This window comes from Bradyrhizobium centrolobii (assembly GCF_001641635.1).
GTDB classification, from domain to species: Bacteria; Pseudomonadota; Alphaproteobacteria; order Rhizobiales; family Xanthobacteraceae; genus Bradyrhizobium; species Bradyrhizobium centrolobii.
In genome coordinates this window covers 1-2,500 of record NZ_LUUB01000105.1, presented here as the reverse complement: position 1 = coordinate 2,500, position 2,500 = coordinate 1, and the positions used below count along the sequence as shown (strand labels likewise).

The following is a 2,500-nucleotide window of genomic DNA, read 5'->3' as shown; positions in this document are numbered from 1 at the left end:
GTCAAGCTTCGCTAAAAGGATCATTCACAACCCGCTGTCTGCCTCACGGCCGAAAGCGAGCGCCGAAATGATCCGGAGATAATGAAGGCTCGCGCAACAATTGCTGCACGATCCAACTCGGATCGATCTCCTCTTTACGATGTCAGAAAACACGCAGTTCGTAGTCTTTGGTGAAGACTTGCGAATGCGAAGCGATGTTTCGCGGACGACGGTTGGGATGTCGATGATCAAACCATCTGGTGGAGCCAGACGGGATCGAACCGACGACCTCATGCTTGCAAAGCACGCGCTCTCCCAGCTGAGCTATGGCCCCGTAACCAGAAGACGAATGCTCACTCGATGAAAGTGGTGGGCCTGGGAAGACTTGAACTTCCGACCTCACGCTTATCAAGCGCGCGCTCTAACCAACTGAGCTACAAGCCCCTAACGCTATCCTCTCAAGGACTAGGGCCCTGCTCGCGTGCACGCCGCCGACACGCGCCGAATGCAATCGCACAGCGCAGCCCCGGCGCGTGTTCGTCCGCGAAGAAAGAGAAACGAAGACGGCGAAATCCCGCCAATGGAGCTCAACGATCTGGCGATCTGTTGGCCCCTGATGTTTCTAAAACGGTCCGATAGTGAGCGTGAGCTCGCTGAAGGACCATCCTTAGAAAGGAGGTGATCCAGCCGCAGGTTCCCCTACGGCTACCTTGTTACGACTTCACCCCAGTCGCTGACCCTACCGTGGCCGGCTGCCTCCATTGCTGGTTAGCGCACCGTCTTCAGGTAAAGCCAACTCCCATGGTGTGACGGGCGGTGTGTACAAGGCCCGGGAACGTATTCACCGTGGCGTGCTGATCCACGATTACTAGCGATTCCAACTTCATGGGCTCGAGTTGCAGAGCCCAATCCGAACTGAGACGGCTTTTTGAGATTTGCCAGGACTTGCGTCTTCGCATCCCATTGTCACCGCCATTGTAGCACGTGTGTAGCCCAGCCCGTAAGGGCCATGAGGACTTGACGTCATCCCCACCTTCCTCGCGGCTTATCACCGGCAGTCTCCTTAGAGTGCTCAACTAAATGGTAGCAACTAAGGACGGGGGTTGCGCTCGTTGCGGGACTTAACCCAACATCTCACGACACGAGCTGACGACAGCCATGCAGCACCTGTCTCCGGTCCAGCCGAACTGAAGAACTCCGTCTCTGGAGTCCGCGACCGGGATGTCAAGGGCTGGTAAGGTTCTGCGCGTTGCGTCGAATTAAACCACATGCTCCACCGCTTGTGCGGGCCCCCGTCAATTCCTTTGAGTTTTAATCTTGCGACCGTACTCCCCAGGCGGAATGCTTAAAGCGTTAGCTGCGCCACTAGTGAGTAAACCCACTAACGGCTGGCATTCATCGTTTACGGCGTGGACTACCAGGGTATCTAATCCTGTTTGCTCCCCACGCTTTCGTGCCTCAGCGTCAGTACCGGGCCAGTGAGCCGCCTTCGCCACTGGTGTTCTTGCGAATATCTACGAATTTCACCTCTACACTCGCAGTTCCACTCACCTCTCCCGGACTCAAGATCTTCAGTATCAAAGGCAGTTCTGGAGTTGAGCTCCAGGATTTCACCCCTGACTTAAAAACCCGCCTACGCACCCTTTACGCCCAGTGATTCCGAGCAACGCTAGCCCCCTTCGTATTACCGCGGCTGCTGGCACGAAGTTAGCCGGGGCTTATTCTTGCGGTACCGTCATTATCTTCCCGCACAAAAGAGCTTTACAACCCTAGGGCCTTCATCACTCACGCGGCATGGCTGGATCAGGGTTGCCCCCATTGTCCAATATTCCCCACTGCTGCCTCCCGTAGGAGTTTGGGCCGTGTCTCAGTCCCAATGTGGCTGATCATCCTCTCAGACCAGCTACTGATCGTCGCCTTGGTGAGCCATTACCTCACCAACTAGCTAATCAGACGCGGGCCGATCTTTCGGCGATAAATCTTTCCCCGTAAGGGCTTATCCGGTATTAGCACAAGTTTCCCTGTGTTGTTCCGAACCAAAAGGTACGTTCCCACGCGTTACTCACCCGTCTGCCGCTGACGTATTGCTACGCCCGCTCGACTTGCATGTGTTAAGCCTGCCGCCAGCGTTCGCTCTGAGCCAGGATCAAACTCTCAAGTTGGACTTGAACTTTGAACCGGCTGATCACAACGTTTGACGAGGTCCCACCATACTCGCGAAGCGATTCACATCGCTTGCGAACTGACCTCAATCAAGAGGTCATGGTGTTACCTTTGAAACGTGTACCGCCGAAGTCTTTCGTCCGGCCTCGATCAGAAAAGCCGAAGCTTTTCAGAAACAAGACCCGCAAGGACTCCGCCGTCCACGTTTCTCTTTCTTCATCTTCACTTGTCAAACAGCCCGGGACCGGAGAGGCCCCAACCTTCCTGAGAGGAAGGGTTCCGACACCCCTACCGACGATGAATGACTCCAATCGACCGGTGTCGACTGTTGTGTCACTCAACAAGGTGAGGAGCATCA

At 55.3% G+C, this 2,500-nt stretch carries 1 protein-coding gene, 2 tRNA genes and 1 rRNA gene; all 4 read right to left on the bottom strand.

Annotation, left to right across the window (positions count from 1 at the left end; translation table 11 throughout):
* Positions 1-237: 237 nt before the first annotated feature.
* Positions 238-313, bottom strand: a tRNA-Ala gene (locus tag AYJ54_RS37760).
* Between the two features lie 33 nt (positions 314-346).
* A tRNA-Ile gene (locus tag AYJ54_RS37755) sits at positions 347-423 on the bottom strand.
* A 227-nt stretch (positions 424-650) separates the two neighbouring features.
* A 16S ribosomal RNA gene (locus AYJ54_RS37750) occupies positions 651-2,141 on the bottom strand.
* Positions 2,142-2,231: 90 nt separating this feature from the next.
* Positions 2,232-2,500, bottom strand: a 269-nt coding sequence (locus AYJ54_RS51720; RefSeq protein ID WP_063702871.1) for a hypothetical protein, incomplete at its 5' end; no start/stop codon positions are given.